Origin of the sequence: Robbsia betulipollinis, from assembly GCF_026624755.1 — a bacterium.
GTDB classification, from domain to species: domain Bacteria; phylum Pseudomonadota; class Gammaproteobacteria; order Burkholderiales; family Burkholderiaceae; genus Robbsia; species Robbsia betulipollinis.
Genome location: NZ_JAPMXC010000003.1, coordinates 127247 through 140618 on the forward strand (window position 1 = coordinate 127247; position 13372 = coordinate 140618).

Sequence of the window (13372 nt, forward strand, 5' to 3'; positions counted from 1 at the left end):
TGGCAAGGGCAAAAGGGACTTTATTGTACAATATGCCCGCTTCAAGGGGCTGCCCGCGAAATCCATCGCCACCCCGACCGCTGCCGGATGGGTTCGCCCGCAGAGGGTCCGCATGCAGGTTCCGTACGCGGGTCCCCATGCGAGATTCGTCCATTGGGTCCGACGACGGGATCCGTCCACGGCACGGCCGCTTGTTTGCCTCGCGGAGTTTGAATGAGTTCCACCCCAGCACGCGTCGCGCATTCCCGCTTCGAGCAGATTCGCCGCAGTCTCCTCGACCTCTTCGCCTCGATGCGCTTCGCGATCTCGCTGCTCGTGATTCTCGCGATCGCCAGCATCATCGGCACGGTCATCAAGCAAAGCGACCCCTACCCGAATTACGTCAATCAGTTCGGCCCGTTCTGGGCGGACATCTTCCGCTCGCTGGACATGTACAACGTGTACAGCGCGTGGTGGTTCATGCTGATACTCACGTTCCTGATCATCTCGGTGTCGCTGTGCGTCACGCGCAATGGGCCGAAGATGATCGCCGATGCGCGCAGCTGGAAGGACAAGGTGCGCGAGAGCAGCCTGCGTTCCTTCGGTCATCGCGACGAATATGCGAGCGCGATGGGCCAGGACGACGCGGTCAAGGCGCTGGTCGGCTTGCTCGCGCGTGCCGGCTACCGCTCGCGCACCCGCGCCGGCGCGGATTTGCAGGACAGCAGCACGGGTACGGCGGGTAATACGGTCAGCGCGGTCCGCGCGCATGACGGCGCGACGCTGATCGTGGCCAAGCGCGGCGAATTCAGCCGCATCGGCTATATCTTCGCGCATCTCGCCATCGTCGTGATCTGCCTCGGCGGCCTGCTGGACAGCGGGCTGGTGATCCGCGCGCAGGTCTGGCTGCTCGGCAAGTCGCCCGTGGTCGGCAACGCGCCGCTGGCGAGCATCGGCGACGAGCACCGGCTGTCTTCCAGCAATCCGAGCTTTCGCGGCTATGCATGGGTTCCGGAAGGGCAGTACGTGTCGACCGCGATTCTCAACGAGAAGGATGGCACGCTGTTGCAGAACCTGCCGTTTTCGATCCAGCTCAACAAATTCATCGTCGACTACTACTCGACGGGCATGCCCAAGCTGTTCGCCAGCGATATCGTCGTGATCGACCGCGAGACCGGCAAGCGCACGGCGGCGCGCGTCGAGGTGAACAAGCCCTTCACGTACGACGGCGTCTCGATCTACCAGTCCAGTTTCGAGGACGGCGGCACGCAACTGGACGTAAGCGCCTACCCGATGAGCGGCGCGACCTCGGCGGCCACGCCGTTCAAGGGCAAGATCGGCGGCACCGCGAAGTTGCCGGATGGCGACACCATCGAATTCGCGAACTTCCGCGCGATCAACGTCGAGAACATGACGAATGGCAGCGGCCAGCAGGATGCACGCGGCGTGGCGAAATCAAGCCTGAAGGAGTCGTTCGACGAACGCCTCGGCTCGGGCGCGAAGACTTCGCGGCCGCAGAACCTGCACAATATCGGGCCTTCGCTGCAATACAAGATCCGCGACCAGTCGGGTCAGGCGCGTGAATACAACAACTACATGGTGCCCACGCTGATCGACGGTGAGCAGATGTTCCTGGCCGGCGTGCGCAGCCAGCCGGACGATCCGTTCCGCTATCTGCGCATTCCCGCGGACAACGAGGGGTCGGTACGGCAATGGATGCGGGTGCGCGCGGCGCTCCAGGACCCGGCGTTGCGCGCGGCGGCGGCGAAGGCCTTCGCGCAGCGTTCGCTCGCCGGCAATGCCGCGCTGAGCGGCAATCTCGAACAAAGCGCGCTGCGGGTGCTGGACCTCTTCGCGGGCGATCAGCCCGGCAACGCGGCGGGCAAGGGCACGGCGAATGGCGGCTTCCCCGCGATCGCGGATTTCATCGGGCAATCGGTACCCGCGGCCGATCGCGAGAAGGCCGCCGGACTGCTGCTGCGCATGCTGGAGGGGAGTATCTGGGATCTGTGGCAGATCGCGCGGGTACGCGCGGGCGATGCGCCGCTGCCTGCCAACGCCGAAAACAGCCGCTTCGTTCAGACAGGCATCAATGCCTTGTCGGACAGTTTCTACTACGGTGCGCCGGTCTTCCTACAGCTCGACAACTTCAAGCAGATCCAGGCCTCGGTGTTCCAGTTGACGCGCGCGCCGGGCGAAAATATCGTGTATCTTGGCAGCTTCCTGCTGGTCCTCGGCATCTTCGCGATGTTCTATGTGCGGGAGCGCCGGGTCTGGTTCTGGATCCGCCCGGCGGGAACCGGCACCCACGTCCTGATGGCCATGTCCGCCGCACGCAAGACGCTCGAGTTCGAGAAAGAGTTTACGCGGATGCGCGACGCCGTCCGGCAAACCGCGCAGCCGAGCGCGGCGCACGGGCCGGACGACGGCGCGTCTTCTCGCGATACCGCATATCGCGACACCCCAGGATAACGTCATGGCTTCCCATTCCCCATCCGATCCGGTTCCCTACGCCCGCGACGCCTTCCTGAAGCGGCTCTCTCCGCTGGATCTGGTGTTCGGCCTGCTGCTGGTGGCGGGCGCGGCGTTCTCGCTGTCGCGCTATGGCGCGTACATGAACTACTACGACAAGGCGGTCATGCTCGGGGCCGTGCCCGTGTTCGCCTTGCTCGGCTGGTTCTGGAAGCCGGTGCGCGCGCTGATGGTCGGCATTGCCGTGCTGGCGCTGCTCGCCATCCAGCTCTACCACCATGACCTCGCGCGCGCGGACCACGCCTTCCTGCTCAAGTATTTCCTGTCGAGCCAGTCGGCGATCCTGTGGATGAGCGCGCTGCTGGTGCTGTCGACGCTGTTTTACTGGCTGGGGCTGTTGTTTCGTTCGTCGTCGTCGTATGCGATCGCCTCGCGCCTGTGCTGGACCGCGGTGCTGATGGGCTTCACCGGCATGATGGTGCGCTGGTACGAGTCCTATCTGATCGGCAGCGACGTCGGGCACATCCCGATCTCGAACCTGTACGAGGTTTTCGTGCTGTTCTGCATGATCACCTCGGTGTTCTACCTGTACTACGAGAGCCTGTACCGTACACGTGCGCTGGGTGCCTTCGTGCTGTTGGTGATCTCGGCGGCGGTGGGTTTCCTGATGTGGTATTCGGTCGCCCGCGACGCGCAACAGATCCAGCCGCTGGTGCCGGCGCTGCAAAGCTGGTGGATGAAAATCCACGTGCCGGCGAATTTCATCGGCTATGGCTCGTTCGCGCTTTCGGCGATGGTTTCGGTGGCCTGGCTCGCCAAGGAGCGCGGCTTCCTGGCGGACCGTCTGCCGTCGTTCGAGGTGCTCGACGACCTGATGTACAAATCCATCGCGATCGGCTTCACCTTTTTCACGATCGCCACCATCCTCGGCGCGCTGTGGGCCGCGCAAGCCTGGGGCGGGTACTGGAGCTGGGACCCGAAGGAAACCTGGGCGCTGATCGTCTGGCTGAACTACGCTGCATGGCTGCACATGCGCCTGATGAAAGGGCTGCGCGGATCGGTGGCGGCATGGTGGGCGCTCACCGGGTTGCTGGTCACGACGTTCGCCTTCCTCGGCGTCAACATGTTCCTCTCGGGCCTGCACAGTTACGGGACGTTGTAAGTTCACCCACGCGCGTTCCCGTGCGTGGGCACGCGCTTTCCGGCTGAGGTAAGCTGGAGAAAGAAGCGGGCGGCGCCAAGTGGGGTGCGCCTGCGCTTTCCGGTGAAGGAGCAGTGTATGGCGAGCCAGCGTTCGAAGGATCTTCTCGGGGACACGATTCCCCATGGCGACATCACCCCCGAGGCGGTGTTTCGCGACCGGCGGCGCCTGATGCAGATGGCCGGTGCGCTGGGTGCCGGCGCGCTGCTGCCGGCAGGGGCGTTCGCCGAGACCGCCGCGCCCGGTAACACCGGTGCGCAAAAGCTCGCGGCGCAGTCGAATCCGGCATACAGGCTGAGCGACGCCCTGACGCCGTACAAGGACGTCACGACCTACAACAATTTCTACGAGTTCGGCACCGACAAAAGCGACCCGGCGCGCAATGCCCACACGCTGCAGACCCGCCCCTGGCAGGTCACGGTCGAAGGGGCGGTTGCGCATCCGGGCGTCTACGACATCGATGCGCTGCTCAAGCTCGCGCCGCTCGAGGAGCGGGTGTATCGGATGCGCTGCGTCGAGGGCTGGTCGATGGTGATTCCGTGGATCGGCTATCCGCTGGCCGATCTGATCAAGCGCGTGGGACCGACCGGCAACGCGAAATACGTGCAGTTCCTGACGCTCGACGACCCTAAGCAGATGCCCGGTCTGAGTTCGCCGATCATCCAGTGGCCTTATACGGAGGGCCTGCGCATGGACGAGGCGATGAACCCGCTGACGCTGCTGACGATGGGCCTGTACGGCGAAGTGCTGCCCAAGCAGGATGGCGCGCCCGTGCGCGTCGTGGTGCCCTGGAAGTATGGTTTCAAGAGCGCGAAATCGATCGTGCGGATCCGTTTCGTCGATGCGCAGCCGCCCACGTCGTGGAACCGCTATGCGCCCAGCGAATACGGCTTCTACTCGAACGTCAATCCGCAGGTCGATCATCCCCGCTGGAGCCAGGCCACCGAGCGCCGGATCGGCGAGGGCGGTCTGTTTACGCCGAAGCGCCCGACCCTGATGTACAACGGCTATGGCGCGCAGGTCGCGTCGCTCTACACGGGCATGGATCTGCGGAAGAACTACTAGCGAATACAGGGGCGTACCGCATGGCACAGCAGATCAGGCCCCAGGCGAGCAAGCGTGCGCCGAGCGCGCTCGACACGCGCCTGCGCATCATCAAGCCGCTGGTGTTCCTGGCGGGTCTGTATCCGCTGGCGCGCCTGGTGTTCTTCGGCTTCACGGACCGGCTGAGCGCCAATCCCGTCCAGTTCGTCACGTTTTCGACGGGCACCTGGGCACTGGTGATCCTGTGCGTCACGCTGGCGGTGACGCCGCTGCGCCGTCTGACAGGGGCGAACTGGCTGATCCGCCTGCGCCGGATGATCGGGCTCTTCGCTTTTTTCTACGCGCTGTTGCACTTCGTCATCTATCTGTGGTTCGACCAGGGCTGGAATTTCGGCGCGATGCTGCACGATGTATGGCGGCGGCCGTTCATCATGGTGGGCTTTGGCGCGTTCGTGCTGCTGCTGCTGCTTGCCCTGACGTCGCCGAAGGCGGCAGTGCGCCGGCTCGGACGCCACTGGCAGACGCTGCACCGGCTCATCTATCTGGCCGCGGGCCTCGCCTTGCTGCACTTCTGGTGGATGAAGGCGGGAAAGAACGATCTTTTCGAACCGAAGATCTATGTCGCGGTGGTCGCGGTGCTGCTGGCGTTCCGGGTGGTATGGACGCTGAAGACCACGGCGGAGAAACGTCGCGTGGCGACGCGGCCGCGGTAGCGCAGCCGCGCGCGCCCCGAACGACTATCGCTCCAGGATGCGCTCGTTGGCGAACAGCGCCTCGACCGTCTCGCGTTGGCGGGCCAGGTGCACGTGGTCGCCATCGACCAGGACCTCGGCCGCGCGGGTCCGCGTATTGTAGTTGGAACTCATCGCGAAACCATAGGCGCCCGCCGAGCCCACCGCCAGCAGGTCGCCGGCGGCCACGGCGAGCGTGCGGTCGCGCCCGAGCCAGTCGCCGCTTTCGCAGACCGGCCCCACCACATCGTAGACGCTGGGCGCGACGTCGCGCCGCACCACGGCGTCGATCGCATGGTAGGCCTGGTACATCGCCGGGCGCGCGAGGTCGTTCATCGCCGCGTCGACGATCGCGAAATTCTTCGTCTCGCCCGGCTTCAGATACTCGATGCGCGTGAGCAGGACGCCGGCATTGCCCACCAGCGAGCGGCCCGGTTCGAAGACGACCTCGCGGTGACCCTGGCCGCGTTCGGCCAGATGATCGAGCAGCTTCGTGACGAACATGCCGATCTCGGGCGGCGTCTCGTCATCATAGCGGATGCCGAGGCCGCCACCGACGTCGATATGCGCGATGCGCGCGCCGTCCCCTTCGATCGCCGTGACGAGTTCGATGAGTTTGTCGAGCGCGTCCAGGTAGGGCATGACCTCGGTGATCTGCGAGCCGATATGGCAATCGATGCCGACCACGTCCAGGTTCGGCATCGCCGCCGCGCTGCGGTAGGCGGCGCGCGCCTCGTGAAAGGCGATGCCGAACTTGTTGCCCTTCAGCCCGGTGGAGATATAGGGATGGGTCTTCGCGTCGACGTCCGGATTGACGCGCAGCGATACCGGCGCGCGCTTGCCCGCGGCGGCGGCGACGTCCTGCAGGCGGGCGAGTTCGGGAATCGATTCGACGTTGAAGCATTTGACGCCGGTCTCGAGCGCGAAGCGCATCTCATCCGCCGTCTTGCCCACGCCGGAGAACACGACCTGGTCGGCGCGGCCGCCGGCGGCGAGCACCCGCGCGAGTTCGCCACGGGAGACGATGTCGAAGCCGGCGCCCAGACGCGCGAACACGTTCAGGATCGCCAGATTGCTGTTGGCCTTGATCGCGTAGTGTACGGTCGCATGACGGCCCGCGCAGGCCTGCGCATACGCCTCGTACGCGCGCGTCAGCGCCGCGCGCGAGTAGACGTAGAGCGGCGTGCCGAAGCGCTCGGCGAGCGCGCTCGCGCTCAGTTGCTCGATGTGCAGCGCGCCGTCGCGGTATTCGAAATCGGTATCGGTCATTGCGCGGTACTCGCTGGCGCGGCACGCGGGGACGATGCGGGCGCGGCGGTATCGGCTGTGTTGTCGGACGCGCCGGACGCGCCGGATGTCGCGGTGACGGGCGGGGGCGGCAAAGGCGGCACCTTGGGCAGATACAGCGGACCGCGTTGACCGCAGGCAGCCAGCGCGAAAGCCGCTAGAATCGCGCTGCGGCGCAGGCCGATACGCAGAATGTTGTCCAAGACGATTCGCATGGCGGAAGCCCGATTTCAAACAGCGGAGTTTAGCATGACCGATACGGAATACCTGGCCCTCGCGGAAGCCACGCTCGACGCCATCGAGCGCGGCATCGACACCACCGACGCCGACATCGAATGCGAGCGCAGCGGCAATGTATTGACGCTGGAGTTCGAGAGCGGGGCGAAGATCATCGTCAACCTGCAGTTGCCGATGCACGAGGTCTGGATGGCCTCGAAAAGCGGCGGTTTCCACTATCGCCACGACGGCCGGTACTGGCGCGACACGCGCGACGCCAGCGAACTGTTCGCGGAGCTGTCGCGCGCCGCGAGCGAGCATGCCGGTGAACCGGTGGTGCTGGCGGCGGGTTGAGGCGCCCGCCACCCGCGCCTCAGAGCCCCGCGCCTCAGAGCCCCGCGCCTCAGAGCCCCGCGCCTCAGAGCCCCGCGCCTCAGAGCCCCGCGCCTCAGAGCCCCGCGCCTCAGAGCCCCGCGCCGGCGCCGGTGGTGCCGTCGCCGCCCGTGGCGGCACCATCGCCGCTGCCGCCGCTGCTGCCGCCTGTACTGAACATGTCGAGCACCTGCTGACGCTCGCTGTCGTCGATCGCCGGCGTGCCTTCCGCGTTGGGCTGGCTGATGCCCACCGTCGCCACGAAGCCCGCGCCGGGTGTCTTGTCCGCCAGGTATAGCTCGCCGCCCAGCGTTGCGACGCCTTCGGGCACCGACGGTTTGTATTCCGGCACGCCTTTCAACGCATGGCGCATGTAGTCCGTCCAGACCGGCAGCGCGATGCCGCCGCCGGTTTCCTTGTCGCCCAGCGAGCGCGGCTGATCGTAGCCGATCCATGCCACCGCGACCAGCGAGCGCTGATAGCCGGCAAACCAGGCGTCGCGCGAATCATTGGTGGTGCCGGTCTTGCCGGCCAGGTCGCCGCGCTTGAGCACGTTCGTGCGGGCGCCGGTGCCGCGCGTCGCCACGTCGTGCAGCAGGCTGTACATGATGTAGTCGTTCGGCGCGGTGATGACGCGTGGCGCGTTCGCGTCGGCCACCAGCGGCTGCGCGCGCGAGACCACCGCGCCGTTGATGTCGGTGATTTCGGCGATGAGATAGGGGTTGACGCGGTAGCCGCCGTTGGCGAATACCGAATAGCCGCTCGCCATCTGCAGCGGCGTCACCAGGCCCGCGCCCAGCGCCATCGGCAGATACGCGGGCTGTTTGTCCGCGTCGAAGCCGAAACGCGTGACATAGTCCTGCGCGTACTTCGGCCCGATATGCTGCATGATCCGCACGGTGACGAGGTTCTTCGACTTCATCAGCGCGGTGCGCATCGTCATCGGGCCATCGAAACTGCCGCCGTAGTTCTTGGGCGCCCAGGCCTTGCCGCCCGCCGGCGCCGGGAAGAAGAGCGGCGCATCGTCGATCAGCGTCGCCGGCCCGAGGCCCTGTTCGAGCGAGGCCGAATAGATGAAGGGCTTGAAGCTCGACCCCGGCTGGCGCCAGGCCTGCGTGACGTGATTGAACTTGTTCTTGTTGAAATCGAAGCCGCCGACCAGCGCGCGCATTGCGCCGTCCTGCGGCGTGAGCGACACCAGCGCACCCTCGACCTGCGGCAGCTGCGTGATCTGCCAGGCGGGCGCCGCCTTGCCTTCCTTGCCGGATGTCTCGTCCTGGCGCACGAGGCGGATCACCGATCCCCGGCGGATGCGGGCCCGCTCCTTGTCCTTCGCGCCGGCCGGCAGCGCGCCCGCCGCGAAGCGCAGGCCGTTGCCGGTGATGTCGATCGTCTCGCCGCTCGGGAGCATGGCGCGCACCGCGTTGCGGTCCGCGGCCAGCACCACCGCCGCCACGATCTCGCCGTTGTCCGGATGCTTCAGCAGCGTCGCCTCGATCGTCTCGTTGCGCTCGTCCTCGTTCTCGGGAAGCGTGACGAAGGCCTCCGGACCGCGATAGCCATGCCTTTTGTCGTAGTCCATGATGCCCGAGCGCACCGCCTCGTAGGCCGCCTCCTGGTCGCCCGAATCGATCGTCGTCACGATGTTCAGGCCGCGGGTGTAGGCCTCTTCATGGTACTGGGCGAACATCATCTGCCGGACGATCTCGGCGATGTATTCCGCGTGGACCGAGAACTCGACGCGCGTCGCGTGCACATGCACGTTTTCGGCGAGCGCCTGCTCGTACTGGTCGCGCTGAATGTAGCCGAGGTCGAGCATCCGCTTCAGGATATAGCGCTGGCGGATCTGTGCGCGCTTGGGATTGGTGATCGGGTTGTTCGCCGAAGGCGCCTTCGGCAGGCCCGCCAGCATCGCGGCCTGCGCGAGCGTGATGTCCTTCAGTCCCTTGCCGAAATAGACCTCCGCCGCGCTCGCGAAACCGTACGCGCGCTGTCCCAGATAGATCTGGTTCATGTACAGCTCGAGGATCTGATCCTTGGTCAGCGCGTTCTCGATCTTGTACGAGAGCAGCATCTCGTAGATCTTCCGGGTATAGGTCTTTTCGCTCGACAGAAAGAAATTGCGCGCCACCTGCATCGTGATCGTGCTCGCGCCCTGCGCGCTGCCGCCACGGATCACGTTCGCCACGCCGGCACGGACGATGCCGACGAAGTCGATGCCGCCGTGCTGGTAGAAACGGTCGTCCTCGACGGCCAGCACCGCTTTTTTCATCATGTCCGGGATGTCGTCGAAACGCACCACCTTGCGGCGTTCCTCGCCGAACTCGCCGATCAGCACATGGTCGGCGGTATAGATCCGCATCGGCACCTTCGGGCGGTAATCCGTGACGGCGTCGAGCGAGGGCAGCTGCGGTCCCGCTACCAGCAGCGCGTATCCCAGCAACAACGCCACCAGCACGCCGAGCGCGACGATCAGTCCGGCCATCCAGAGCAGCGTGGCGGCCAGCCATGAGCGACGCCGGGGCGGCGGCGGCGGCGGGGTCTGCTGAGGCGACGTGGCGTGTGGCATAGGGGAACCGTAAGGAAGGTCGCCGGATTATAGCTGCCCGCCAGTATCCCCCCACAAAAATGGTGCGTTGTGGGCGTCCGTGCTTGCGGCGTCGGTGCTTGCGGCGTCCGTGCGCACGGCGTGGATCCCGGATGGACGTCGCGGGCCGGCTGCTGGTGGCGGTCGCCTTGCCGGTACGCGGTTGGCGCACGGGGCGTTCTCGCCATTCGGACAGCTGTCTCGCCGGGCGGTCATTTCCGACAATGTCCTCGATCGCCGGCATGGGGACGGCGCGCCACGATGGAGGCACTACAGATGCGATATTGGAAACGGATGGCCCGCGCAGCGGATATCGTCCGACACACGGCACATGGCGTCGAAATCACGTCGCGCGAAATCCGCCTGATTCGTCTGAGCCGGTCGGCCGCGAGCGCTCGTCCGGTACGCGAGGACGGCAGGTGCATCCAGGTCGACGATGCGGTGCGTCATCCGCTTCCGCCCGGCATCGTCGTGGGTGCCGACATCGTCGACCCCGAGGCGCTGTCGCGTGCCCTGAACGAATGCTTCTCGCAGCAGGCAGCACGTCTCGCGCAACGTGCGGCGCCATTGGCGGCCTGCGGGGCGTTGGATGCGATGCCGGAGGTGATGCCGAATGTGATGCCGAATGTGATGCCGGCGCTGCCCCCTGAACGCGCCGCATCCGGCGGCGCGGTACGCATTGCGCTGGCTTTGTGCCCCTCCGTGGTCGCGCAGGGCACCGTCGCGCTGGACGAATTGATCCCCGGTTTCAGCATGCGTTTGCCGGGGCGGCTGGACGAGGCGGCGTTCGACGCACTGGAGCCCTGGGTGTCCCTGCACGCGCAGAAGATCAGCGGCATCGATCCGGGTGAACTGATCGTCGACTGGTATCCCGTCGTGTCCGGTGACCCCGAGCGGGTCGTCGTCGCGGCGACGCAGCGGCACTATCTCGATATCCGGCAGGGCGTCGCCGATGCCGCGGGTTTGCATCTGGGCGCCTTGTGCGATGCGTCGATCGCCGCGCTCGACGCCTGCCGTTTCGTCGTCGCGCAGTGCCTGCATACGCGCTGCGACGACGTCGACGTCGTGTCGTCGTCCCCGGTGATCGGCGGCGCGTGTTTTTCCCCGGCGCCGGCGCGGTCGCAGCCGCCGCAGCGCGCGCAGCGCGGGGCGCATGCGCGCTGGGCGCCGGCGACGTCGGCCACGCTGCCTGAGGCGCAGCGGCTGGTGGCCGAGGCGCGCCGCGCCTATGCGGATGGTGGCGGCGCGCTCCCGCAGGCGGCCGAGCAGCGTTTTGCCGCGCTGTGGCTCGGCGAGCGGGCCTGGCGCGCGTGGGCTTTCACCGCGAGTGGCGCGACGCTCGAGGAATGGGTGTTGCCGGATCCCCGCGATCCCGCCGCGCTGGTCGCGGCATTGCGGGAACAGGCGGGTGAACTGGCGCTGACGCTGGTGGCGGGCGAGTGCGACGTGCTGGCGCCCGTGGGCGGGCTGCGGGCACTGGGCAGCGCGTTGTGCTGCCCGGTGATCGAGTTCGACGCCTCGACATGCTGCCGGGGTCCGGCCGCCACGTCGCAACAGCTCGGGCCGGCGGCGTCGGTGGCGTTCGGGCTGGCGTTTCGCGAGCTGCTGCCGTGATCTGGCCGCTGGCGCGCACCCTGCCCGCTGCGCCGCACGGCATGCCGCAGCCGACCGCGGGCTTCGACCTGACGCCCTGGCGTGCCAGGCGTGTGCGGGCATGGCGCCGTCGCGGACGAGCGGGTTTCGTCCTGGCGCTTCTGCTGGGGCTGGCGGGCGCGGCGCTGCTGCAACGGCTGGCACTGCGCCAGCAGCAGCTTGACGAAGCGCGCCGCCAGCAGCTCGAACAGCGGCTTGCCGCGCTGGCGCCGGGCGAGGGCGACGTGCGCCGGCTCGAAACGTGGATTGCCGCGCAGGAGGCCGGGCAGGCGCGGCAAGCCGCGCTTGAACCGAGGCGGCGTCGGGTCGTCGCGCTTCTCGAAGCCCTGGGAGATGCCGCGCAGGACGGCGTCGCGCTGACCACGGTGGATTTTGCCACCGATGCACGCGGCCGCGCGCGCGTCCGGCTGGCCGGCCTGGCGGACGATGCCGACGCCATCGCGCGCTGGAGCCGCCGGCTGGCGGCGCACACCGGCATCGATGCGGTCGCGCTCGATGAACTGCGGCTGCTGGACGCGGCGGCACCTCCCGGCGCGACCGCCACGCCGGGTCTGCAGCTGTTTCGGGTCACGGTGCGGCTCGCCGCGGTACACGAAACGGGTGCGCGATGATCGCCGAACCCGTGCCGCTCCAGCTGGGCATGTTGCTGGCGCTGCCGTTTCACGCCTGGCCGCTGGCCTGGCGGCTTGGCGGCTGGAGTGTCGTCGCGACGGTCGTGGCGGGATCCGTGCACGCGTATCACGCCCATGCGGGGCGGGAGGCGACGCGCGGCGAGGCGGCAGGCGAGACGCGCATCCTGGCGCGGATCGCCGAGGCCGAGCGTCGCATCGCGGCGCTGCCCGCCCTGCGTGCGCGCGCCGGCAAGCTGGCGCGGCCGGGACGGCCCGTGCCGGTGCTGGTCGCCGAGGCGCCGGGCGCGCACGGTGTCACGGCGCCTGCCGTCGCCCGCAGTGCCGGCGCCGCAAGCGATCCGTCCGCCGCGTTGCTTGGCTGGATCGAGCAGTCGGTGCTCGCGAGCCGGGTCAGCCTGCTGGCCTTCGAGCCTGTCGCGGCGTCCGGCGCGCGGCCGATGTGGGAGGGGGCAGCGATGCGCACCGAGCTATCCGGTGCCGACGGGGCCGGCGGCGATGCGTCGGGCGGTAGCGATCTGTCGGGCATCGATGCGTCGGGCGTCGATGCGTCGGGCGTCGCCGGGTCGGCTGCCGATCTGTCGGGCATCGATATGTCGGGTGGCGATGTGCCGGGTGGCGGCGGTGCGGATGCGGATGCGGATGCGGATGCGGATGCGGATGCGGATGCGGATGCGGATGCGGGCGGACCCGACGCGTGGGGCACGGTACCCTCGGCCACCGGGACGGCGGCTGTGGCGCCCTGGCGCGGGCGCGCCGCGCGCTTGCGGGTCGAGGGCAATTACCCGCAGGTGCGCGATCTGCTCGACCGGCTGGCGCGTACCCGGCCGGCGCTGTTGATCGATGCCGCGACATTGCGTGCCACGGGCGGCAGGGTGTCGCTGACGCTGCGCTTTCAGGCGCTCGACGACGGCGAATTCGCGCTGCGGCCCGCCGCGTCGCGTCCGCCGGGGGAGGGGACACGGGCGAATCCGTTCGCGCGTCGGCGTCTGCCCGACGCTACCGGCGCCGCGCGCCTGCTGGGAACGCTCGTCGCGGGACGCCGTCGGGCGGCGTTGCTGGCCCTGGAGCAAACGACGCATTTCGTCGAGATCGGCGGCATGGTGGGCGATGCGCGCGTTCAGGCAATTGGCCGCGATTCGACGACGCTCGCGCCGCTGGCCGACGGGACGCCGCGCACGTTGCGGCTTCGGGAATGAAC

At 67.7% G+C, this 13372-nt stretch carries 9 protein-coding genes and 2 pseudogenes; 8 read left to right on the top strand and 3 right to left on the bottom strand.

Going from position 1 to position 13372, the window contains the following annotated elements; all coding sequences use genetic code 11:
- Positions 1-213 precede the first annotated feature (213 nt).
- From OVY01_RS13945 to msrQ, 4 genes and pseudogenes are all read left to right on the top strand, one after another.
- A complete protein-coding gene (locus tag OVY01_RS13945) occupies positions 214-2451 on the top strand; it encodes a cytochrome c biogenesis protein ResB (protein ID WP_267848209.1) in 2238 nt (745 codons plus the stop codon).
- 49 nt (positions 2452-2500) lie between these two features.
- Positions 2501-3613, top strand: a pseudogene (gene ccsB / locus OVY01_RS13950) (c-type cytochrome biogenesis protein CcsB); the annotation flags it as partial.
- 117 nt (positions 3614-3730) lie between these two features.
- Positions 3731-4717, top strand: a complete 987-nt coding sequence (msrP, locus tag OVY01_RS13955) for a protein-methionine-sulfoxide reductase catalytic subunit MsrP (protein WP_267848211.1) — start codon at positions 3731-3733, stop codon at positions 4715-4717.
- A gap of 20 nt (positions 4718-4737) precedes the next feature.
- The gene (msrQ, locus tag OVY01_RS13960) at positions 4738-5409 is read left to right on the top strand and encodes a protein-methionine-sulfoxide reductase heme-binding subunit MsrQ (RefSeq protein ID WP_267848212.1); all 672 of its coding nucleotides are present in this window, start codon (positions 4738-4740) and stop codon (positions 5407-5409) included.
- A gap of 24 nt (positions 5410-5433) precedes the next feature.
- Here msrQ and lysA read toward each other — a convergent pair whose 3' ends face one another.
- Together lysA and lptM are read right to left on the bottom strand one after the other, a co-directional pair.
- Positions 5434-6696 (bottom strand): diaminopimelate decarboxylase, encoded by a 1263-nt coding sequence (gene lysA / locus OVY01_RS13965; RefSeq protein WP_267848213.1) that lies wholly within the window; start codon positions 6694-6696, stop codon positions 5434-5436.
- Complete coding sequence (gene lptM / locus OVY01_RS13970; protein WP_432422246.1) at positions 6693-6929, bottom strand: LPS translocon maturation chaperone LptM; 237 nt, start codon at positions 6927-6929, stop codon at positions 6693-6695. The genes lysA and lptM overlap by 4 nt, the downstream gene beginning before the upstream one ends.
- Positions 6930-6963: 34 nt before the next feature.
- Between lptM and cyaY the strand changes: the two genes are divergently transcribed.
- Positions 6964-7284, top strand: a complete 321-nt coding sequence (gene cyaY, locus OVY01_RS13975; protein ID WP_267848214.1) for an iron donor protein CyaY — start codon at positions 6964-6966, stop codon at positions 7282-7284.
- A gap of 193 nt (positions 7285-7477) precedes the next feature.
- Here the strand turns inward: cyaY and OVY01_RS13980 are convergent.
- A pseudogene (locus OVY01_RS13980) lies at positions 7478-9871 on the bottom strand (penicillin-binding protein 1A); the annotation flags it as partial.
- 294 nt (positions 9872-10165) lie between these two features.
- Between OVY01_RS13980 and OVY01_RS13985 the strand changes: the two are divergent.
- The 3 genes from OVY01_RS13985 to OVY01_RS13995 are packed head-to-tail and all read left to right on the top strand — an operon-like array spanning position 10166 to position 13370.
- Positions 10166-11503, top strand: coding sequence for a type IV pilus biogenesis protein PilM (locus OVY01_RS13985; RefSeq protein WP_267848216.1), 1338 nt, complete (start codon positions 10166-10168; stop codon positions 11501-11503).
- A complete protein-coding gene (locus tag OVY01_RS13990; protein WP_267848217.1) occupies positions 11500-12153 on the top strand; it encodes a PilN domain-containing protein in 654 nt (217 codons plus the stop codon). Before OVY01_RS13985 ends, OVY01_RS13990 begins: the two co-directional genes overlap by 4 nt.
- Positions 12150-13370, top strand: a complete 1221-nt coding sequence (locus OVY01_RS13995; protein WP_267848218.1) for a hypothetical protein — start codon at positions 12150-12152, stop codon at positions 13368-13370. The genes OVY01_RS13990 and OVY01_RS13995 overlap by 4 nt, the downstream gene beginning before the upstream one ends.
- Positions 13371-13372 lie beyond the last annotated feature (2 nt).